This window comes from Paenibacillus litoralis (genome assembly GCF_046244365.1).
GTDB lineage: Bacteria > Bacillota > Bacilli > Paenibacillales > NBRC-103111 > Paenibacillus_V.
Genome location: NZ_CP176395.1, coordinates 8,720,861 through 8,741,851 on the forward strand (window position 1 = coordinate 8,720,861; position 20,991 = coordinate 8,741,851).

Below are 20,991 nucleotides of genomic sequence, written 5' to 3' on the forward strand. Positions count from 1 at the left end.
CTTTACTCCTCCGTTACTTGTACTCTGAGCTTAGCCGTCACTTCCGGGTACAGTTTGATCGGAACTTGGGTGACGCCAAGCGTGCGAATCGGATCCTCCAGCACCATTTTGCGTTTATCGATAGCGATTTTATGCTGCTTCTCGAGCTCTTCGGCAATCTGCTTCGTCGTGATGGAGCCGAACAGCCGGCCGTTTTCGCCGCCCTTGCCCTTCATCGTCAGAATCATTTCGCCGAGCTTAGCGGCCAGCTCCTCCGCTTGCTTCTTCTCGTTTTCCTTGCGTTTCTGCTCGGACTGCTTCTGCTGGTCGAGCACTTTCTTATTGGAATCGGATGCGGCCACCGCCAGGTTCTGCTTAATTAGGAAATTAACCGCGTAACCCTCCGAAACTTCTTTGATCTCGCCCTTTTTTCCTTGTCCTTTAACATCCTTCAGCAAAATGACTTTCATTCGAAAAGCCCCTCCTCTTCATCCATCTGTTCCAGTACTTTCTTCAAACGCTTCTCCGCATCCTCCAGCGTGCCTTCCAGCTGCGTCGCGGCATTCGTTAAATGCCCGCCGCCCCCGAGCCGTTCCATCACTAGCTGAACGTTGATTTGCCCGAGCGATCTGGCGCTAATGGCGATCAGGCCGTCCGGCCGCTCGCTGATAACGAAGGAAGCCATAATATCCGTCATATTCAAAAGAGTATCAGCTACCTGCGCAATCAGCAACTGAGAATATTTGCGATTCGGCTCCGCCACCGCAAGTGCGATGTGCTGATTCAGGATTTCGGCGTGCTTGATGATTTCCGCTTTGTTCACGAACGCGGTAAGATCTTCCTTCAGCAGCCGCTGAATGAGCGCCGAATCGGCCCCGCTTCGCCGCAGGAAAGACGCCGCCTCGAACGTTCGGGCTCCTGTTCGCAGGCTGAAGCTTTTGGTATCCACCGTAATCCCCGCCAGAAGCGCCGTTGCCTCCAAAATATCCATCGTTAAGCGCTCGCTGAAATACTGCAGCAGCTCCGTCACCAGCTCGCATGTAGACGAAGCGTATGGCTCCATGTAGACGAGCATGGCATCGCCGATAAACTCCTCGCCCCTCCGGTGATGATCCACAACGACCTTGCGCGGCGTCTGCTGAAGCAGTCTCGGCTCGGCAACCATAGACGATTTGTGCGTATCGACAACGACAGCCAGCGTGCGCGGGGTTGTGATCTGCAGCGCCTGCTCCGGGGTCACGAACCAGCGGATCAGCTTCTCGTCCTCGCGTATGACGTCCATCAGCTTCTGAATGGACGGGTTGATTCCCTCAAGCACGATGTAGCCTTCCTTATTGCTGACCTGTACCGCCTTAAGCACGCCGATGGCCGCGCCGATCGCATCCATGTCGGGCATTTTGTGCCCCATGATGATGACCTTGTCGCTTTCCTTGATCAGATCGCGGAGAGCATGGGAAATCACCCTGGCGCGAACGCGCGTTCGTTTCTCCACCGCATTCGTCCGTCCGCCGTAGAACGAGATGCGCTGTCCGATTTTGACCGCCACTTGATCGCCGCCGCGTCCTAGCGCCATATCCAAGCTCGTTTGAGCCATCTGTCCGAGTTCGACCAAGCTGTCAAAGCCGGCCGCGATTCCGATGCTGAGCGTGAACGGGACCTTCTGCTCGATCACGCATTCCCGCACTTCATCCAATATTTCAAAACGGGTTTGCTCCAGCTGCTGCAGCGCCTTCTGATTCATCATAATCAGATAGCGGTCGGACGCCGTTCTGCGCAAATACAAGTTGTGGCGCTGTGCCCACTCGTTGATTTCGCCCGTCACCTTGGCAAGCAGAATGCTCCGGCTCTGGTCGTCCATTCCTTGGGTCGCCTCGTCCAAATTATCCATCATGACGATGCCGATGGCGATCTTCTCTTCCTGATACCGGCGAAGAAGCTCGTCATAGGCCGTTACGTCGCGGAAATACAACTGCCGTTCCTCCGGCTTGACGATGACCTGGTACAGCAGCCGCCCGATTTTGACGTCGAACTTCGTTTCCTTCTCCTTGCGGTTCTTCAATGCCGGCAAAATATCGTACAGCGGTTCGCCGATCACGGACTCCTTGCCGAGCATCGTCGTCACGAAGGCGTTATGCCATTCGATCGTTTTCTCCTCGGTATACAGGACAATCCCGATCGGCAGATCGTTGACGACGGAGATTCCGACTTTTTTTACCCGCTGGGAGACGGTCCCGATATATTGATTCAAATCCTTTTGAAACGCCTTTTCCGCTTTAAGCGTGTAATAGCCAAGGAAGCCGCTTATTAATAGAGCAGCTACCGCAACAATCCAGTTATACACGAACAAAACGATGATTAGCGCCGCAACAAAAACGAAGGTCCAGACCATATGCATACCGTGCCAACGTTTTAAAAGAAATCTGGGCATAACGGCTTCGCTCCTCTTTCCTTGCTAGCTCTTGTTCGTGAACCGGCTGCGCAGCGGAAATATGGCATCCAGCAGCCCCAGCAGGCTAAACAGCGTAACGAATACCGGCAAAACCGGATACAGCACGACCATGACCACTACGGCGACGATCGGCAGCCATTTCCCCCAGCCCTTCTGATAGGCAACGAACGACAAGAACGAAAGAGACTGAATCACGAATGCGAAGGTAAGCAGCGGATACAAGTTCAGAACGATCATCACCAGAATCGAATCCGACTGAATGTCCATGAAAAAATCGAGTACGATCGTAATCGCATAGTACAGAACGATCGACCGCGGCACTCTCCACTCGCGCAGAGGCGGCAGCCCGGGCAAATAAAGGCCCATACTTTTCAAACGCCATCTGGTTATCGCATGCGTCACGAAAGCGAAGTAAGCGGAAGTCGTAATCATGAAAAGCGGAATCATCTGCACCATCATGCGCACGAGAAGATCCTGCATATCCTTCGGCACAATGCCGTTCAGCAGATCGCTCATCGACGTCATCGTATCGCCCAGCATGTCTTTATAGGCGCCGATCGGGTTAGCCCCGAACAGCGAGGCGATGAGCAAAATAAGCACCATTTCGCCCAGCAGCGTCAAAGCACCTGCCATAATGACGCCTCTAGCCGCCCATTTCTTTTTGTACAGCTGCCCCATGACGATAACGGCCACAAGGAAGAACAGCGACACCATTATGAGGAACAGCCCTGTTTTGCCTGTCAGGATATAGAGCAAGAGAAGTACGACCACATAAGCGAAGGTGAATTTCTTCCCATCAAGCCACATATACAAAACAAGCGGCGGAACCATCAGAAAGCTGCTCGTTATGCCGTTAAGCGGCGTAAAAAACGACAGCATCAGCAACACGTAAATCATGCACCAAACGATTGTTGGGATTAAACCTTTCGAGTCCCGGTTCACTGCGAATCATCCATCTCCCTAAGCCAGAGTATAACCCGTCTTATCCAAATTCGAGACATTGCCGATGGCCGGCAATGCGGCAGGCCGGCCGCTGTACGCAGACTTTTGCTGTATCAGCCGCTTAATAGCTAGATTATACCATAAACCGGGCCGATCTGTGATAGTGCCCTCCGTCGCTCCGTCCATCCCCGCTAAGTACCGGTTCTGCCAAAATAAAAAAGCAGCAAGGTTTCCCCTGCTGCCGGTTTCCGACTACTACTCGGTTGTGTAAGGCAAAAGCGCGATTTGACGCGAACGCTTGATAGCGATCGTCAGCATGCGTTGATACTTCGCGGAAGTTCCCGTTACACGGCGTGGCAAAATTTTGCCGCGCTCGCTGATGAACTTACGGAGCGTATCGATGTCTTTATAGTCAATGTGTTGGATTTTGTTAACAGTGAAGTAACAAACCTTACGGCGTTTGTTGCGTCCGCCTTTTTTCGAAAACTTGCGGTCGCCGCGATCTTCGCCGCCATCTCTTTGTTTGAAGACCATCTCGTTTCAGTCCTTTCTCGATTAGAATGGCAAATCATCGTCAGAAATATCGATCGGTTTTCCATCGTCAGAAAAAGGATCTTGATTGTTGCGTGCTCCCCCGAAGGAACGGTTCTGGTTCTGACCCGGTGCCGGCGGCGCAAATTCATCCCGCGCCATACCGCCTCCGCCGCCTTGGCCTTGGCTGTTAGCCGATTCCAAGAAACGAACGTTGTCGGCAACGACTTCCGTCACATATACCTTGCGTCCTTCGTTGTTGTCATAGTTGCGCACTTGCATACGGCCTTCCACTGCTGCAAGACGTCCCTTACGCAAATAGTTTGCGCAGTGCTCCGCCTGCTGCCGCCAAACGACGACAGGAATAAAATCCGCTTCGCGCTCCTTCTGCTGGTTCGAGAACGGCCTGTCAACTGCTAACGTAAATTGAGTTACCGCCACACCGGCCGGTGTGTACCGCAGCTCCGGATCACGCGTCAGTCTGCCGATCAGAATAACACGGTTCAACAAAGTAATCCCCTCCGAGCGATCGAAACTAACAAAAAGCTTGTCTTACGCTACGTCTTTAACGATCAGGTAACGAATGATTTCATCGGAAATCTTCATTACGCGCTCAAGCTCAGCTACGACTTCCGGCGTACCGTTGAAGTGGACGAGAACATAGTGCCCGTCACGGAGCTTGTTGATCTCATACGCAAGACGGCGCTTGCCCATTACATCGCTTTTTGTTACTTCGCCACCGTTCGTGATGATGCCTTGAAACTTCTCGATGGTGGACTGAACGGCTTCAGCCTCGATGTCAGTACGAATAATATACATTATTTCGTATTTGCGCATGGTTGTTTCACCTCCTTTTGGTCTAAACGGCCCCTTCCGATTACGGAGGAGCAAGGAGCGAGGATGCTTTGGTTTGGTATTCCAAAAAAACTCGCACCACAATACTATAACAGATTCGCTTCCTCGTTACAACCAAACGCCCCGAATCCCCTTCTATTCCCTCAAATTGACTGCTGCCGCCCTTACATGCCTTCCCTGCAATTCGCCCATACTATCCGATATCGGAGGTGAGTGCAATGGGTGAAAGAACCGAATTCCGGCCTGGCGAGTCCGTGCCGAAGAGCGGCGACTACATCGAAATCGGCGAAAACGATTTTCACATGGGCATCCAAAATCCCAAGACCGTTACGTTGGAAGCGGGCGATGCCTTTCCGAACACAACCAACCATAACCGGAAATGGACGACCAAGACCAGACATTCCTAATATAAGGATGAGATGCGGATGAGGAAATTTACGATCGTCTTTACGATAATCGGCGCAGCGCTTTGTCTGGTCCACTATATGGGACTCGACCCGAAAAGCATGCTGCTGTTTTCGTTCAGCGTTCCGCTATGGTTCGTCCCCATTTTCGTCGACATCCGCGATGTCAATTTGTATTTCGTATACTTCTTGACGATCGTCTCCTGGGGACTGCTGGGCTATGCCGTCGACTGGTATGTCAACCGGTACAGAACCCGGCGCTATAGCAAATAGCTGCTTTCGAGAACCTTCAAGGTGCGATGCCTTGGAGGTTTTTGATTTTGGGGCTGCCTCTTCCAACTATAGACGGCAGTTGCTTTTCTTCCTTACCGGAAGCATTCGCCTTCCCTCATTCCAACCATCAGCCATCGGTATTCATCTCGTTCGCAAGATTATCCCCAACTTCCTCTCCGCTTTTTTATCCACGCCGTTATCCACATGTTGATAACTTTCCATAAGTCTGTGTTTTCCCTACGCCGTAAGTTATGCACAGGTCGAATTAGTCTCTATTCATTCAACTTATCCACAAACGATTCAAATAATAAAAGCCGCCTACTCGGCCAGTCTTTCACTACTCTCTCCCGTAAAATCAATCTAAGATACTCTCGAACATTTGAACCCGCATACTGCTGCCTCCGCCGGATACATCTTGCCATCCATTTTCTCCGCCTTTCCTAACGTCGCGATTACTCCGCCTTCTCCTGTACATAGAGAACCGATTTCCCTCGATTCCCTTTTGATTCTGTCGCTTCATATGCAGTCATTTGCCTCTCCCCGTTACATTTCTTCCCCCACTAGCTATGAACGCTGCGGCGGCTCCGTTAAGCCCTGCAGACACGTATAGGCCGTCCTGAAAGCCGTTATATGCCTTTATGTGCTCAATGTACCAAAGTACCTCCATCCCACAAACCCGCCGCTTGCAGCGTCTCTCCGTTGCGATTTTGACCTCTTCTTTTAGGGAAAGCCGTTTCGGACAACGGGTGCCCTAGCCGATTGATTGTTCCCTCTCTGCCGCATTTCGAACTCTTCCCACCCCAACGCGCTTCGTGAGCCTTTCCCCAACTGGATTCATGTCTACTAGCAGCCTTGCGCGTTTACCGTAGGTGGAGAGCCTCATCGAGGAATGTACTTTCTAAAACCCTGTGCACGCATATCTGCCTGTATGGTTGTCGCTCTTCGCCAGTCTAGCTCGTTTCCTCAACCGCCTTCTACGCCCTTTTCTCCGCCGCTCAGCGTCGCTTGCTTTAGCAGCCCAGCCCCTCGTACAGATCGGCTCTGCAAGGCCGTCCGGATGTCCTGCCATGCGCTCACCTAGGGGACATTCATCCGCATACAAAAATACCCTCGCGAGTGGGACACGGAGGGCAATGCTTGGCCTTGGAAAACAATAAAAAAAGCGACTCTATATCAGAGTCGCTCTGTTTGTATGTATGGCGGAAAGGGTGGGATTCGAACCCACGCACGGCTCGCACCGCCTAGCTGATTTCGAGTCAGCCCCCTTGGGCCTCTTGGGTACCTTTCCGTTCGAGGTGAGACAAGGAGTATTGTATCACAGGTTATTTTAGTATTGCAACTGTTTTTTGAAATTTATTGCTGCTGTCCCGTATCCTCCGATTTAGAGGCAGCTCCATTTGAACGCAGCACCTTTTTAAGCTTGCTTTCGAACTTCGCCCGCGGGACGAGTACACTGTGCTTACAGCCGACACAGCGAATACGAATATCCATGCCCATCCTGATAATTTCCATTTCATTCATTCCGCACGGATGCGGCTTTTTCATCTGGACGACATCGCCCAGCTCGTACTGCTTGCGTTCCATAGGTTCACTCCGCTTTCTCGATCCGTGTCAAATTGACGATTTTCGGATACGGAATTCCAATTTCGTTCCATTCAAATACTTTACGAAGCTCCGCTTTAATCACACGCGATACGGGCCCCTGCATGTTCGGTTTGCACTCCGCCGTCATCCGCAGTACGACATCGGAATTGCCGATATTTTGAACGCCCAGCACCTCCGGCTCCTTGACGATGTTCTCATTCGTTTCGTACAGCTGCTTAGCCGTTTCGCGCATCAAATCGAGCGCTTTATCAACGTCCGCTTCATAAGCTACCGAAATATCGATCACCGCTACGGAATTGTAAATGGAGAAGTTCGTTACGTCGCGTATCGAGCCGTTCGGAATGATGTGCACCTCGCCCGTCCAGTTGCGAATTCGTGTCACGCGCAGCCCGATTTCCTCGACGGTGCCCTTGAAATTGCCGGTTTGAATAACATCCCCTACTCCGAATTGATCTTCGAAAATAATGAAAAATCCGGTTATGACATCCTTTACCAAGCTCTGCGCCCCGAAGCCGATCGCTAAGCCCAATACTCCCGCCCCTGCAAGCAGCGGTGCCAGATTAAAGCCCAACTGATTCAGAATAAGCAGCAGCAAAATAAAATTGGTTGCATAGCCGATTACATTGCCAATCAGCTTCCCTATCGTCTTAGTTCGACGTTGATCGAACTTAAGAGGCGATTGTTCGCGCTCGCGGATCATATGTTCGATCGCTTTATTGGTCACTCGGCTGACAATTCGTCCGGCAATGAAAATCACGATGATTTTCACGACGATAATGATAAAACTAACCCAAATTGCAGGATCTGTAAAATAAGCGACCGTTTCTTCCAGAATGGATTTCGTATCGTCTGCGGCATCCGTGATTTTAGCCATTACGCTCTCGTTGTTTTCCGGCAAAATAGATCGCTCCTTCTCCTTAACGCCTGGCCTTCACCACATTAGAAATTACAGCTCTATCTCGTCATAGCGCTCCCCGTCTTTAACAAAGATCCCTCGCACCTCAACATGCTCACTCTTGATAATATGCTTGACCTGCTCCAAGCTTTCCCCGGGAAATTCGATAGAAAGCGCGCAGCCTGCGGTGACTTGCTTCGGAGTCGGACGGATATCGATTTCGATGTCGGCATATTCCAGCAGCATCTCCGTCCGCAGCGCCTGCTGGGTGGAGTCGAATGCAATCAACATGACATCCTCCATCTGTTTATCCCCCCCTGTGGTCGAATCCGTGCCCGCCCTCTATTTTCTACTGAATATGTATAAATATAGTTTCACCTTCATATACTAGCTAGTGTAAGGAAGGTTTCAAAAGTACCAAACAAAGTCTCATCCTTATTGTAACGTTGAAGAAGCCGCTTTGCCATCTTCTATCGCCTGGGGGAATACGATGGAACTATCTCTCGATCCGCAACTGTTTCAGATGCCGCCCGAGCCTTTAAAGCTTCACCACACGGAGCAGTACACCAGTCAACTGCTTTCCAAGCAGCTGAGCGCTTATTTTGAACTCGTACCCTCTTGCCAACCGATCGTTTTCGTATGTATCGGCACGGATCGTTCAACCGGGGATGCACTGGGACCGCTTGTCGGAAGCCGATTGAAGAAATACAATTTTTCTGACATTCAACTGTTCGGGACGCTTGACGAACCCGTTCATGCCATGAATTTAAAGGAGACGTTAGCCTCTATTCAAGAGCAATACACGCTCCCTTATCTTGTAGGCATTGACGCCTGCCTGGGCCAGCTTTCCAGCGTTGGCTGCATCCAGTTAGCATCAGGACCTCTTAAGCCGGGCGCCGGAGTCAATAAAGAGCTTCCTCCTGTAGGCGACATACATATGACAGGCATTGTAAATGTCGGCGGATTTATGGAATATTTCGTTCTGCAAAATACGCGTCTCAGCCTTGTTATGAACATGGCCGAAGTCATCGCCAAATCCATCTACATCTCTTTGCTAAGCACCAAACGGATTGCATCCTTTTCTACGAATGCTTCCGTAACGCGACTTGGTCAATAACAAGTTTTTCTTCCGGGGACAGTGAGTACGACGACTGTCCTTTTTCCACTGGTTTCGCATATAAATACGACTCTTCGCGGCTATGTATGCCCGTCAGCACCACCCCGTTCTGCTCCTCATCAAGAAGTGCCAGAGAGAAGCTCAAATCGCTGCCCTGCTGTGCAAAAGCATTGTATCGCGTAAATCCCATATTGCCTTTCATCGCATTTAACCTGCTAACGATTTCCTTCATTTTTTTGCCTTGCTCGTCATCCCTTAGCTTCAATTCATTTAGCTGGCTCTGGACAATAATGAGGATATCCTCCAGATCGCCCACCGGCGTGCCGTTCATCATAGCGGCATACCTCTTTTTCATCCGACCCACACGGAACCATAACCAAATTTGACTAATCAACAAAATGCCTGTCAGCGCTACTAACGCCAGCAATACGGCTTGCAGCTCGCTCCCCTGAAGTTCCATCTCTGTCTGTCTTCCTTCCAACGTTATGCGTAATGTTTGGCAATCTCGCCGATCGCATGAATCAAATGGTCCGCCTCTTGCTCCGTTGTAAAATACCCAACGCTGGCACGCACCGCTCCTGTTTCCATAGTCCCTGCCGTTTCGTGGCCGAGCGGCGTACAATGATAGCCGGCCCGTACCGCGATTTGGAACGACTGATCTAGAATAAACGCGAGCTCAGAAGCATCTATACCGTTCAAACGGAACGATACGATGCCTGTTTTATTTTCCCCAAGTTTTGGTCCAAGAAGTTCGACTCCAGCGATTCCCAGCATACCCTCCATAATACGCTGTGTAAGCAGCCACTCCTTATGATGGATCCGTTCGACCGTTTCCCGCAAAATAAACTTTACTCCCTCGTTCAGCCCCGCGATACCGGGCGTATTTTGCGTTCCCGATTCATAACGGTCCGGCCGAACGGAGGGCTGGTCGATAGCCTCCGACTGACTGCCTGTCCCTCCGTGCATAAGGGGCTCCAATTCGATGTCGGGATGAATATACAACCCTCCTGTCCCCTGCGGTCCTAGAAGACCTTTATGCCCTGGAAAAGCCAACATATCGATGCCGATCGCCTGAACGTCAATCGGTACCGTTCCGGCTGTCTGTGCAGCGTCTACAAGCAACCTCACACCGTTCGTTTGGCATATGCCGGCGATTTCCTCAATGGGTATGATCGTGCCGAGCAGATTGGAGCTATGGCTGCAGGCGAATAACGTTGTGTTCGGTCGAAAAGCCCTTTCCACCTCGGTTAGATCGATCTTACCTTCCCTGTCTGCTTGAATGTAGGTAATCGAAATATTTTTGGTTCTGCGTAAATATTCCAATGGCCGGCGTATGGAGTTATGCTCCAAGGTGGTGCAAATGACATGATCGTTTTCTTTAACGAACCCTTTAATCGCTAAATTCAACGCCTCCGTCGTATTCAAGCTGAAGCTGATGTCATTAGGATTTGCTACCCGAAAAAGCTTTGCCAAATGCTTACGTGTTTCGAACAACGTGCGGCTTGCCTTTACAGCCATTTGATGGCTCCCTCTACCAGGGTTGGCCGCATATTCCAGGACGCACGCACTCATCGCTTCTACGACCTCTTTCGGCTTAGGCCAAGAAGACGCAGCATGATCGAAATAGTACACGCTCACGTTTTTCACCTCTCTTTTTCAACAACAAAGCATACCGCCTCTACAAGGAAAGGTTCGGTATGCTTCGATATGTTCTTACGATATTTTACCCTGGAGAAGCTCGAGCAATCGTTCCAAATCATCCTTGGAATAATACATCAATTCAATTTTACCTTTATTGTTGCTGTGCTTGATTTTGACCGTTGTCCGGTACATGCCGCGCAAGCTTTCTTCCAATTGATCGATGTAAGGATCCGCCTTCTTTTTGGTCTTGCTATTTTTAGCCGGTTTCCCTGCGGTTTCTTCATGCTTTTTGATCGCTTCTTCCAGCTCGCGTACGCTCCACTGATACTGAATGGTTTGATTGGCAAGCTCCAGCAGCACTTTATTGTTCTTGATTCCGACGAGTGCACGTGCATGCCCCATAGAGATTGTTCCACGTGAAACATGCTGTTTAACTTCCTCCGGAAGGTGAAGCAGCCGTAAAAAGTTAGCGACGTGCGACCTGCTCTTCCCTACCTTCAAAGACAATTCTTCCTGCGTTAGGGAGAAGGAATCCATTAACGACTGATAAGCGACAGCCAATTCCATCGCATTTAAATCTTCACGCTGCACGTTTTCTATCAGTGCGATTTCCATCACTTGCTGATCGGAAAACTTTTTCACCACGGCAGGAATCGATGTTTTTCCGCTTATTTGCGAAGCGCGAAAGCGTCTTTCCCCCGCAATGATTTCATAGCCTTTAAGGACCGTTCTTACAATAATCGGCTGAATGACGCCGTGTTCCTTAATCGATGCAGCGAGTTCGTTAATGCTTTCGTCATTGAATGTTTTACGTGGCTGATACGGATTGGCGCGAAGCTGAGCCAAAGGGATTTCAATCACTTTCTCGTCCTCGCTAATGTTAAGCGAGGGAATTAATGCATCCAAACCGCGTCCTAACCGTTTATTCATAGGAAACCACTTCCTTTGCTAGCTCAAGATAAACTTCCGCACCTTTTGAACGGGGATCATACGTAATAATCGACTGACCGTGGCTTGGCGCTTCGCTTAATCTTACGTTACGTGGGATAATGGTTTGATACACTTTGTTTTGAAAATACTTTTTCACTTCTTCGATGACTTGAATGCCAAGATTCGTTCGGGCATCAAACATTGTCAACAGTACGCCTTCGATTTGCAAAGTCGTGTTCAAATGTTTCTGAACGAGACGAACGGTATTCAACAACTGGCTCAAGCCTTCCAAAGCGTAGTACTCGCATTGAATCGGAATGATAACCGAGTCTGCCGCCGTTAAGGAATTGATCGTTAAAATGCCAAGCGATGGCGGACAATCGATTAAAATGTAATCGAACATATGCTTCACTAAGTGCAAGGACTTCTTCAAACGAACTTCACGAGAGATCGTAGGAACAAGTTCGATCTCCGCGCCAGCCAATTGAATGGTAGCCGGAATGATTTTTAAATTCGGAAGATTCGTATCCATCATCGCATCTTTAGGATGCACATCATTAATAATAACATCGTATATACAATTGACGACATCTGCTTTGTTTACGCCAATACCGCTTGTTGTGTTTCCTTGCGGATCGATATCGACCAACAGAACTCTCTTTCCCAGTTGAGCAAGAGACGCACCCAGATTGACAGAGGTTGTCGTTTTTCCTACTCCACCCTTTTGGTTTGCGACCGCAATGATTTTAGACAAAACCTTTCACCTCAAATGAAAATAGTGCCCCGTCTAACTTATAAGAAATCGGAGCCAAAAATGACGAACAACCAATACCGCAGGTATGTATCAGATGCAGACGAAATTCGACATTGTACGATCCGGAGGAAAGCCCTACCGAGCCAAAAAAAGAGCCTTTACTCAAGAAAAGCTCCTTACGGAGCAATTCGTCAGAAGTTGCTGCTTATGCATTTGTGAAATAGCTCTTTTATTATACCATCTTTGAGAGTTTTTGCACGTTGCTAGAATAGAAAATATTTAGAAAAACCTGCCTATTATGTAACATCAAATGTACATTGCGGTCGCAATTTCAACAGGTATTCACTTCTTATTTATTTTTAGGTATCGTTATGATAATTTCAAGGCGATCTTCGTAATTTTTTTCATCGGATTTGATATTCATGCCAGAGCTTGTAATCATCTCAACCGATTGACGAATCGTATTTACGGCTAGCCGGATATCTTTTGAAAAGGAGACGCGTTTGCGTTTCTTCAGCTTTTCCGCTTCTTTATAGAAAGCCACCCTGGCTTCCGTTTGTTTGACATTAAGATCCTTCGCCACAATTTCCTGGAGCACTTTTTCCTCCAGGTCTGCCGAATCGAGCGAAAGAAGCGCACGCGCATGGCGTTCCGTTATTTTACGATCCATCAGCGCATTTTTGACAGGCTCTCCAAGCTGGATAAGCCGTATTTTGTTCGCGATCGTCGATTGGCTTTTGCCCAGCCGCTGAGCCAAACTCTCTTGCGTGAGCTGGTGCAGTTCCATGAGCTGTTGGTAAGCCAAGGCTTCTTCAATAGCCGTTAAGCCTTCACGCTGCAGGTTTTCAATTAATGCAATGGAAGCTGCTTGAGAATCGTTAAATTCCCGTACAATCGCCGGGATCGTTTCATACCCCAGCTTTCGTACTGCTCGCCATCGGCGTTCGCCTGCAATAATCTCATACTTCCCGCTTCGCGCACGAACGACAATCGGTTGAATCACGCCGTGCGTTTTAATCGTTTGGCACAGTTCGTCGATTCGTTCTTCATCAAAAATGGTTCTCGGTTGATAAGGGCTCGGAGCAATGTCGCCGACCGGCAAGTTTTTAATTTCTTCGTTGGCGCTTCGCTCCACAAAGCCAAAAATTTTCGAGATTTGCTCCTTCATATCGATGCATAACCACCTTAACATGAAAAATCGTCTGACTACAGGTACCGGTACTTATTCATCAACATAAGTGAAGCCGATGCCATTAACTTTAACTCTCTCATTCTAGCAAAATGAAGTTCAATTCTATTTTTTTACGTGAAGAAAAGACAGAGATGCTGGAACTCCGAATGGAGCTCCCCTACTCTATCAACAACACTTACTCTATTAATTCAACAAAATTAGAGTTATTCCTGCATCCGTTATTGAAAATGTTCCACGTGAAACAGACTGATGAACAGATGCGTTAAACAAGAGGTGATTTCAATGGTGTGCCTGCTTTTCGCGGATATTTGGCAGGTGTCGTCGTTGTCTTGCGAATGACAATTAAATGCCGCTGCGCTTGTTCAATAGGCAATTCGAATTGATGGACTTGAACGAGCTTCCCTCTAAGCTCTCTTAAGCTTAGTCCGGCTTCCCGCACCTCTTCCTGAGGATCCGATCCCTTCATAGAGACGAATACGCCATCCTTGCGGACGAAAGGCAAGCAAAGTTCATTCAGTGCAGCCAACCGGGCTACCGCCCTCGCAGTAACTACATCGAACTGATCGCGATATTCCTCCTTTCGCGCCAGATCTTCCGCGCGTCCATGAACGCATGCCACGTCCGTTAATCCCAGCGTGTCACAAACATGCGACAAAAACTGGATGCGCTTATTCAAAGAATCGACCAACGTTACACGCAAATGCGGAAAAGCGATTTTCAACGGAATGCTTGGAAATCCGGCTCCGGTTCCGATATCGGCGAGCGTTTCCGCTTTCGTCAGGTCGACGAAGAAAGCGAGAGACAGCGAGTCGTAAAAATGCTTCACATACACCTGCTCCCGCTCCGTAATCCCCGTTAAATTCATCTTTTCATTCCACAGCACAAGCTCACGGAAGTATTGCTCAAATTGTACGAACTGTTGTTCCGTAAGCGTGATCCCATGCTGAGATAGTCTCTTTTGAAAATCCAAAACCACTTGATCCATATTCCCTACCCTCGTGCCGCAACGACTTGATTGTAATGTTCCAAATAAACGAGCAGAATCGAAATGTCCGCAGGCGTAACGCCGGATATACGGGACGCTTGCCCGATCGAGATCGGACGGATTTGCGTAAGCCTTTGCTTGGCTTCATTGGCAAGACCGTGTACATCGGTATATACGATATCCTCGGGAATCCGTTTCTTCTCCATCTTTTTCAGACGCTCGACTTGCGCTAATTGTTTCTCGATATATCCCGTATACTTGATCTGGATCTCAACTTGCTCTTTCATTTCGTCCGTTAACACATATGGTGACGGTGACATCCGCTCAATATGGGCATACGTGACTTCAGGACGACGAAGCAGCGACAAAATATCGACGCGATTATTCAGTATTACGGTGCCTGCTTCCTCCAAAATTTGCTGGACATGCGGCTCCGGACCGATCTTTGTCGTCTTCAATCGTTCGATCTCCTGCTCCACCGTTTGCTTCTTGCTGCTGAAGCGCTGATAACGGTCTTCTTTAATCAAACCGATGTCATAGCCGATCGGCGTTAGACGAAGATCGGCATTATCGTGGCGAAGCAGCAAACGATACTCGGCACGGGACGTAAGCAACCGATAAGGCTCGCTCGTTCCTTTGGTCACCAGGTCGTCGATGAGAACGCCAATGTATCCCTCGGAACGGTCCAGGATAACCGCCTCTTTCCCTTGCACCTTACGAGCGGCATTAATGCCCGCCATAACCCCTTGTCCTGCGGCTTCCTCGTAACCCGAGGTTCCGTTGATTTGCCCGGCTGTAAACAGCCCTTGAATCAACTTCGTTTCAAGCGAAGGCTTGAGCTGCGTGGGTACGACCGCATCATATTCGATCGCATAGCCGGTACGCATCATTTCAACCTTCTCAAGTCCCGGGATCGAGCGTAAAATACTCAACTGCACATCCTCTGGCATACTCGTGGAAAGACCTTGCACATAATATTCAGAAGTATTACGGCCTTCCGGTTCGAGAAAGATTTGATGCTTAGGCTTATCGCTGAAACGAACGATTTTATCCTCGATCGATGGACAATACCGCGGTCCCGTCCCCTCAATCGCCCCAGAAAACATTGGCGCCCGGTGCAAATTATCATTAATGATTTTATGCGTTTCCTCCGAGGTATAGGTCAGCCAGCATGGCAGCTGGTTCGGTACCGGATCCGTCGTGTCATAGGAAAAGAACTTCGGATTTTCGTCACCCGGTTGTATTTCCGTTTTGCTGAAATCGATTGATTCTTTGTGAACGCGCGGAGGCGTCCCCGTTTTGAAGCGAACGAGCTCAAGACCAAGCTGACGGAGATTTTCGGATAGCTTAACGGAAGGCTGCTGATTGTTCGGACCGCTTTCGTACATAAGCTCGCCCATAATGACTTTCCCCCGCAAGTACGTTCCCGTCGTCAGGACTACCGCTTTTGCAAGATAACGGGCTCCTGTCTTCGAAACGACCCCCTTGCACTGGCCGTCTTCGATAATCAGTTCTTCGACCATCCCTTGCCGCAGCGTCAAATGTTCGGTTTTCTCAATCGTTTCCTTCATCATATGCTGATACAGGAACTTGTCGGCTTGCGCCCGCAGAGCGTGAACAGCCGGTCCTTTGCCGGTATTCAGCATGCGAAGCTGAATGTACGTTTTATCGATATTGCGGCCCATTTCGCCGCCAAGCGCGTCGATTTCTCGAACAACATGACCTTTAGCCGGTCCTCCGATTGACGGATTGCAAGGCATGAAAGCAACCATATCCAAGTTAATCGTCAGCAGCAGCGTGTTGCAGCCCATTCGTGCCGAAGCAAGCGCAGCTTCGCAGCCTGCATGCCCAGCCCCGATCACAATGACATCATATTCGCCAGCCGTGTAACTCATAAATCTCCCTCCTAAACCCTTCCCTCCGCAGGAAAGTGAATTCCAATGCATCTGTAGGCCTTGTTCCGCCAATGCTTATTTTCCTAAACAAAATTGCGAGAAAATTTGATCGATTAACGACTCCCCGATCGAATCGCCGATTATTTCGCCAAGCTCTTCCCAAGCGGCCCGGACATCAATCTGCACCATATCGATCGGCGTAAACTGTTCCGAAGCCTGAATGGCCTCGACCAAAGATGCTTTAGCTTTATGCAATAGATGAATATGTCTGACGTTGCTCACATACGTGAGATCATTCGCTTCCAGCTTGCCTTCGAAAAAGATCGTGCTGATCGCCTTCTCAAGCTCGTTCAGCCCTTCCTCCTCCTGTACCGACATCATGACGATGCGGTCCGAAGGTACGAAGCCTGCGAGCCGATCCAGGTCAAGCCGCCGATCCAAGTCCGTCTTGTTGACGATGACGATCAACTGACGGTCATGAAGCTCTTCGAGCAGTTTAAGGTCATCCTCGTGCAAGCTCTCATTATGATTCAAGACCAGCAGTATGAGATCCGCTTCCGATAAAGCATGCTTCGAGCGTTCGACGCCGATCCGTTCGACTACGTCGCTCGTCTCGCGAATGCCCGCCGTATCGAGCAGCTTAAGCGGAATCCCGTTAATGGTGACAAATTCCTCGATAACGTCGCGCGTCGTACCCGGAATATCCGTTACGATCGCTTTATTTTCTTGCGTCAGTGCATTGAGCAACGATGATTTTCCGACATTCGGGCGTCCGACGATCGCCGTTACAATGCCTTCCCGCAGCATTTTCCCTTGGCCGGCCGCCTTCAGCAGATCGTCTACTTCCGCAACCGCCGCATGGCATTTATCTTTAATATATGCATTTGTCAGCTCTTCCACATCGTGCTCGGGATAATCGATATTGACTTCGATGTGCGCCATCAGCTCCACCAGCTGGAACCGCAGCGCTTTGATTCGCTTGGACAAAGAGCCCTCGACCTGTTTAAGCGCGATTTTGAAAGCACGGTCCGATTTGGCCCGAATGAGATCGATGACCGCTTCGGCTTGCGACAAATCGATGCGGCCGTTTAAATAAGCCCGCTTCGTGAACTCGCCCGGTTCCGCAAGCCGCGCCCCGCTCGCGAGGAGCAGCTCAAGCACCTTGCGCACCGAAACGAAGCCGCCGTGGCAGCCGATCTCGACCACATCCTCCATCGTAAACGAACGCGGAGCGCGCATAACCGTGACTAACGCTTCCTCCAGCCGTTCGTTCGTCTCGGCATCGCGGATATAGCCATAATGAACCGTGTGCGTCTGCACCTCGGACAGCTTTTGCTTCGAATCGAAAATACGTTCTACCGCTTGAATCGCTTCCGGCCCGCTCACTCGAATGATGGCGATGCCCCCCTCCCCGGTAGGGGTCGAAATAGCGGCGATTGTGTCATGAATCATCTTCCACACTCCATACTGCTTATACTTTGCGGCTTTCCCCAATGCCAAGGATAAACGCCATGAAGCTCGTTGATACCGGACGTTTAACCCAGAAATGGGACACTCGGCAGAGGTTATGCTTTCTTTTCAAAAAGCCATCCTTATCAAAAAAAGCAATGACCTCGCGTTACTGCTTGAAGTCATTGCGCGCTCTATCGTTCGGTATCATGTCTGTTAACCTGTACAAAACTGGACGTTAATCGGCTTCTCTCAACGAAGCGCGATGACAACGCGGCGATTCGGTTCCTCGCCTTTGCTATGGGTCTTAACGGAAGGATGATCTTGCAAATGCGAATGGATCACTTTACGCTCCTGCGGCGACATCGGCTCGAGAACCACTTCTTTTTTGGAACGGATCACTCGGGTAGCCAGACGCTCGGCCAGTTGTTCAAGCGTTTGTTTCCGGCGCTCCCGAAATTGCTCGGCGTCCAGAACGATTCTAACATGCGAAGAAGAGAAGCGGTTGGCGACAATATTCGTCAAATATTGCAGCGCATCGAGCGTCTGCCCTCTTCGTCCGATCAGAATGCCTAGCTCGCTTCCCGTCAAATTCAACAAAACGCCATCCTTGTCCGATTGTTTTTCGACGCGCACCTTAAGGTCCATCGTCCGAAAAACATCCTGTAAAAATGTTATGGTTTCTTCAATCGGATCCGGAATCACTTCAAGCTCCACTTTCGCTTCCTTGGAGCCAATCAGGCCGAACAATCCTTTGGAGGGCTGCTCCAAAACGGACACGTTCACCCGGTCCCCCGTTACGTTTAGCTGCGCTAAGCCTTGCTTGACCGCTTCATCAACCGATTTTGCCGATACCACAATCTTTTTCATTTGGACAGGCCACCCCTATGATTTAGATGGACGACTTTCCTTCGCTGCTTCGAGAGCCTTAGAAGGACGATGGTAAATAAAATAAGATTGGACAATCGTAAACGTGTTGCTATAAATCCAGTACAGCGGCAGTGCCGAAGCGAACTGCATCGACATGACGAAAATCAGTACCGGGAAAATGATGAACAACGCCTGCATTTGCGAATTCATTTGCGAAGACATCATCTTCTGCTGCAGGTAAGTCGTAATGGCCGCAATCGTCGGCAGAATGAAGTAAGGATCTTTCTGTCCGAGCTCCAGCCACAGGAACGTGTGACCGCTAATGTCGGGGTTACGCATAATCGCTTGGTAAAGTCCGATCAGGATCGGCATTTGAACAATCAGTGGAAAACATCCGGCTAGAGGGTTGACGCCGTTCTTCTGAAACAGCTTCATCGTCTCTTCCTGTTGTTTCTTCGGATCGTCCTTGTACTTCTCCTTCATCTTCTTCAGCTCGGGTTGAATCGCTTGCATTTGCTTCGAGCTGCGGTATTGCTTGAGCGTCAGCGGCAGAATGATCAGCCGGATAATAATCGTAACGACGAGAATGGACAAACCGTACTCGTTCCATAGCAGCTCGGCGAACCAGTCCAGGACATCCGAAATCGGTCCCACGAAGTAAGTGTCCCAGAAACCGGAGCGTTGGCCGCTTTCGGCGATCTTCGACGGATTCGTGCCGCAGCCGGCCAGCAGCATGAACGTAAACGCTAACGAAATGGCGGGTAACAAACGACGACTCAAAATAAAATCCTCCTATTTATGCTGTTGTGACCGACAGCCTCTCTCCATGCCAAACAGGACTGCTTGTACGGCGAACGGGCGCAGTGACGGATCATTTCCTATAAAAACAAATATAGCATTAATTTATATAAAAAAACATCCCGAGACTGGCCGCATGCACTCCCTTAGGCGCAGCGTCTTCTCCGGATGATTCATCCGCGCGATCGCGTTTCGGCTTGACGTTCCGCCGCTCGGCCGTTACCTCTTAAATTGGCCCTCTTCAATACATGCAGGATGCTCTTCTCCATCTGTGCATACTCAAGATCCGCAGCAGGCTTGCGAGCAATAATAATGAAATCGAAACCTCCGCTGATTTCGGGAATGTGCAAACGGATGATTTCCTTCATCATTCGCCGTAACCGGTTGCGTACGACCGCGTTTCCGATCTTCTTGCTTACCGAAACCCCGAGCCGGAAATGCTCCTGCTTCGGCTGGGCCATCGCGTAGAGCACGAACTGCTGATTGGCCACCGACTTTCCCCGCCGGTACACGTGGTTGAAATCTTCTCTTTTCGCTAATCGATATTCTCTATGCACAGCAAACGCCCCAAGCCACCAAAGGTCTCATTTCATTATAATGCACAATACAGCCCCCTTTTCATACCCTTCATTCCAATCAAGGAAAAGGCCGGCTTTCGCCCGAACGAAAAGAAAAGACCACTTCGCAGTGGTCTTAAGCTTAAGCGGAAAGTACTTTTCTGCCTTTAAGGCGACGAGCTTGCAGCACTTTACGGCCGTTTTTCGTGCTCATCCGCTTGCGGAATCCGTGAACCTTTTTATGTTTTCGTACATTTGGTTTGTATGTCGGTTTCATCCCTTGCACCTCCCCGAATGACTTCTTGAAAAAACACCTTTATTCATTAAACCATTATGCGAGACAAATGTCAACTTCCCTTCAGCTCTCCCTCTTTTTATATATAGAAGGAAGGATCCGGCAGCCTCCGTGGCCATCACCAGACCTATTCTCAGAACAGTCCACATGTGGATATAGAGGAACGAAAACGGATTTCATCCACAGCCCTCAAAAATCGGATTTTCAACTATCCACATGTGCATAATTTTTTCGGAAAATGATGAATTTTGTCGATCTATCGACATCTTGCTCACAATATGTAGTACTGTGCATAAAACCTGTACACAAGTTATTGAATTTGTGGATAATCCCAATAATTCCGTTGAAAATAAGACTTTCGTCTGCTATATTTATATTACTTTTGATTGTGGATAGCCAACTGATCCCCGCAATTTTATCAACAACTTGTGGATAACCTTGTGAACAAACTCCAATAATCCCTAATATCTCATAAAGAATTCTCTGATTAATGTGGATTGATCGACAAAATGCGTCCTTGAAACGACAATTCCCATGCCTTTCCCGTTAGTGCAAGATGAAGGAGTGAAACGTTT

Annotated in this window: 24 protein-coding genes and 1 tRNA gene; 3 read left to right on the top strand and 22 right to left on the bottom strand. The window is 49.3% G+C overall.

What is annotated here, in order from left to right:
• Positions 1–2: 2 nt before the first annotated feature.
• The 6 genes from rplI to rpsF form a co-directional block, all read right to left on the bottom strand.
• On the bottom strand, positions 3–449 hold the full coding sequence (gene rplI / locus ACKGJP_RS36835; protein ID WP_409343655.1) for a 50S ribosomal protein L9: 447 nt from the start codon (positions 447–449) through the stop codon (positions 3–5).
• Positions 446–2,407, bottom strand: a complete 1,962-nt coding sequence (locus ACKGJP_RS36840; RefSeq protein ID WP_409343656.1) for a DHH family phosphoesterase — start codon at positions 2,405–2,407, stop codon at positions 446–448. The genes rplI and ACKGJP_RS36840 overlap by 4 nt, the downstream gene beginning before the upstream one ends.
• A 24-nt stretch (positions 2,408–2,431) precedes the next feature.
• Entirely contained in the window at positions 2,432–3,370 is a 939-nt protein-coding gene (locus tag ACKGJP_RS36845) for a DUF2232 domain-containing protein (protein WP_409343657.1), read from the bottom strand.
• Between the two features lie 255 nt (positions 3,371–3,625).
• The gene (gene rpsR / locus ACKGJP_RS36850) at positions 3,626–3,904 is read right to left on the bottom strand and encodes a 30S ribosomal protein S18 (protein ID WP_113032849.1); all 279 of its coding nucleotides are present in this window, start codon (positions 3,902–3,904) and stop codon (positions 3,626–3,628) included.
• 21 nt (positions 3,905–3,925) lie between these two features.
• Positions 3,926–4,411 carry a single-stranded DNA-binding protein gene (gene ssb / locus ACKGJP_RS36855; protein ID WP_409343658.1) on the bottom strand — a complete coding sequence of 162 codons (486 nt, stop codon included), beginning with the start codon at positions 4,409–4,411 and terminating at the stop codon, positions 3,926–3,928.
• Positions 4,412–4,453: 42 nt separating this feature from the next.
• A complete protein-coding gene (gene rpsF, locus ACKGJP_RS36860; protein WP_409343659.1) occupies positions 4,454–4,738 on the bottom strand; it encodes a 30S ribosomal protein S6 in 285 nt (94 codons plus the stop codon).
• A 236-nt stretch (positions 4,739–4,974) separates the two neighbouring features.
• Between rpsF and ACKGJP_RS36865 the strand changes: the two genes are divergently transcribed.
• Both ACKGJP_RS36865 and ACKGJP_RS36870 read left to right on the top strand, forming a co-directional pair.
• Positions 4,975–5,163, top strand: a complete 189-nt coding sequence (locus ACKGJP_RS36865; protein ID WP_409343660.1) for a YjzC family protein — start codon at positions 4,975–4,977, stop codon at positions 5,161–5,163.
• Positions 5,164–5,181: 18 nt separating this feature from the next.
• Positions 5,182–5,433, top strand: a complete 252-nt coding sequence (locus tag ACKGJP_RS36870; RefSeq protein WP_409343661.1) for a hypothetical protein — start codon at positions 5,182–5,184, stop codon at positions 5,431–5,433.
• Positions 5,434–6,630: 1,197 nt separating this feature from the next.
• On the opposite strand, the gene ACKGJP_RS36875 is transcribed toward ACKGJP_RS36870, so the two are convergent.
• The 4 genes from ACKGJP_RS36875 to ACKGJP_RS36890 all read right to left on the bottom strand — a co-directional run bounded on the left by ACKGJP_RS36875 (position 6,631) and on the right by ACKGJP_RS36890 (position 8,236).
• Positions 6,631–6,721: transfer RNA gene (locus ACKGJP_RS36875), tRNA-Ser, on the bottom strand.
• A 65-nt stretch (positions 6,722–6,786) separates the two neighbouring features.
• Positions 6,787–7,017, bottom strand: coding sequence for a DUF951 domain-containing protein (locus ACKGJP_RS36880; RefSeq protein ID WP_409343662.1), 231 nt, complete (start codon positions 7,015–7,017; stop codon positions 6,787–6,789).
• A gap of 4 nt (positions 7,018–7,021) precedes the next feature.
• Positions 7,022–7,936, bottom strand: a complete 915-nt coding sequence (locus tag ACKGJP_RS36885) for a mechanosensitive ion channel family protein (RefSeq protein ID WP_409343663.1) — start codon at positions 7,934–7,936, stop codon at positions 7,022–7,024.
• Positions 7,937–7,984: 48 nt separating this feature from the next.
• Complete coding sequence (locus ACKGJP_RS36890; protein ID WP_409343664.1) at positions 7,985–8,236, bottom strand: DUF3343 domain-containing protein; 252 nt, start codon at positions 8,234–8,236, stop codon at positions 7,985–7,987.
• 187 nt (positions 8,237–8,423) lie between these two features.
• On the opposite strand from ACKGJP_RS36890, the gene yyaC reads away from it, so the two are divergent.
• Positions 8,424–9,050 (top strand): spore protease YyaC, encoded by a 627-nt coding sequence (gene yyaC / locus ACKGJP_RS36895; protein WP_409343665.1) that lies wholly within the window; start codon positions 8,424–8,426, stop codon positions 9,048–9,050.
• Here yyaC and ACKGJP_RS36900 read toward each other — a convergent pair.
• The 12 genes from ACKGJP_RS36900 to rpmH all read right to left on the bottom strand — a co-directional run bounded on the left by ACKGJP_RS36900 (position 9,016) and on the right by rpmH (position 20,398).
• Positions 9,016–9,510 carry a DUF4446 family protein gene (locus ACKGJP_RS36900; protein ID WP_409343666.1) on the bottom strand — a complete coding sequence of 165 codons (495 nt, stop codon included), beginning with the start codon at positions 9,508–9,510 and terminating at the stop codon, positions 9,016–9,018. The genes yyaC and ACKGJP_RS36900 overlap by 35 nt on opposite strands.
• Before the next feature lie 23 nt (positions 9,511–9,533).
• The gene (locus tag ACKGJP_RS36905; protein ID WP_409343667.1) at positions 9,534–10,688 is read right to left on the bottom strand and encodes an aminotransferase class V-fold PLP-dependent enzyme; all 1,155 of its coding nucleotides are present in this window, start codon (positions 10,686–10,688) and stop codon (positions 9,534–9,536) included.
• Between the two features lie 75 nt (positions 10,689–10,763).
• A complete protein-coding gene (locus ACKGJP_RS36910; protein WP_409343668.1) occupies positions 10,764–11,621 on the bottom strand; it encodes a ParB/RepB/Spo0J family partition protein in 858 nt (285 codons plus the stop codon).
• Positions 11,614–12,375, bottom strand: coding sequence for a ParA family protein (locus ACKGJP_RS36915; RefSeq protein WP_409343669.1), 762 nt, complete (start codon positions 12,373–12,375; stop codon positions 11,614–11,616). The genes ACKGJP_RS36910 and ACKGJP_RS36915 overlap by 8 nt, the downstream gene beginning before the upstream one ends.
• Before the next feature lie 349 nt (positions 12,376–12,724).
• Positions 12,725–13,543, bottom strand: a complete 819-nt coding sequence (gene noc, locus ACKGJP_RS36920) for a nucleoid occlusion protein (protein ID WP_409343670.1) — start codon at positions 13,541–13,543, stop codon at positions 12,725–12,727.
• Positions 13,544–13,829: 286 nt separating this feature from the next.
• Positions 13,830–14,552, bottom strand: a complete 723-nt coding sequence (gene rsmG, locus ACKGJP_RS36925) for a 16S rRNA (guanine(527)-N(7))-methyltransferase RsmG (RefSeq protein WP_409343671.1) — start codon at positions 14,550–14,552, stop codon at positions 13,830–13,832.
• Positions 14,553–14,557: 5 nt separating this feature from the next.
• On the bottom strand, positions 14,558–16,447 hold the full coding sequence (gene mnmG, locus ACKGJP_RS36930; RefSeq protein WP_409343672.1) for a tRNA uridine-5-carboxymethylaminomethyl(34) synthesis enzyme MnmG: 1,890 nt from the start codon (positions 16,445–16,447) through the stop codon (positions 14,558–14,560).
• A gap of 75 nt (positions 16,448–16,522) precedes the next feature.
• Complete coding sequence (mnmE, locus tag ACKGJP_RS36935; protein ID WP_409343673.1) at positions 16,523–17,899, bottom strand: tRNA uridine-5-carboxymethylaminomethyl(34) synthesis GTPase MnmE; 1,377 nt, start codon at positions 17,897–17,899, stop codon at positions 16,523–16,525.
• Positions 17,900–18,148: 249 nt separating this feature from the next.
• Positions 18,149–18,766, bottom strand: coding sequence for an RNA-binding cell elongation regulator Jag/EloR (jag, locus tag ACKGJP_RS36940; RefSeq protein WP_409343674.1), 618 nt, complete (start codon positions 18,764–18,766; stop codon positions 18,149–18,151).
• Positions 18,767–18,781: 15 nt separating this feature from the next.
• Positions 18,782–19,546 (bottom strand): membrane protein insertase YidC, encoded by a 765-nt coding sequence (gene yidC / locus ACKGJP_RS36945; RefSeq protein ID WP_409343675.1) that lies wholly within the window; start codon positions 19,544–19,546, stop codon positions 18,782–18,784.
• A 191-nt stretch (positions 19,547–19,737) separates the two neighbouring features.
• Complete coding sequence (gene rnpA / locus ACKGJP_RS36950) at positions 19,738–20,121, bottom strand: ribonuclease P protein component (protein WP_409343676.1); 384 nt, start codon at positions 20,119–20,121, stop codon at positions 19,738–19,740.
• A gap of 142 nt (positions 20,122–20,263) precedes the next feature.
• Positions 20,264–20,398, bottom strand: coding sequence for a 50S ribosomal protein L34 (gene rpmH / locus ACKGJP_RS36955; protein ID WP_409343677.1), 135 nt, complete (start codon positions 20,396–20,398; stop codon positions 20,264–20,266).
• Positions 20,399–20,991 lie beyond the last annotated feature (593 nt).